Raw genomic sequence first — 308 nt, 5'->3', positions numbered from 1 at the left:
GGTCTCACCGGCGTCGATGTCGGTTCCCCTGACGGTTTCGTGGTTTTCCTGATGGTGGTTGTAATAGGCGCCGCCCCGGCTGCCTACGGTGGAGTCGCTCTGGTAGATGTCTTTATCGGCGGTGATACTAACGCCGTTGTCGCCTTGAATGTCGATGGCTTTTTCCGCGGCCAGGGCAGCTCCCTGGATGTTGACCTGGTTATGGCCGGTAAGGGTGATGGTTTCTCCGCTAAGCTGGCTTCCCTGATGGGTTTTCTGGTGTTCGGAGTAGCGGGAGTCCTGATAGGCGACAGCGACTCTCCGTTCCT

Annotated in this window: 1 protein-coding gene; it reads right to left on the bottom strand. The window is 58.1% G+C overall.

From position 1 onward, the window contains the following. On the bottom strand, positions 1-308 hold a 308-nt coding region (locus ALO_RS19170; protein ID WP_040293966.1), incomplete at both ends, for a hemagglutinin repeat-containing protein.

The organism is Acetonema longum DSM 6540, assembly GCF_000219125.1.
Lineage (GTDB): Bacteria > Bacillota > Negativicutes > Sporomusales > Acetonemataceae > Acetonema > Acetonema longum.
The sequence above is the reverse complement of the archived record's forward strand: the minus strand, read 5'-3'. Positions and strand labels throughout refer to the sequence as shown.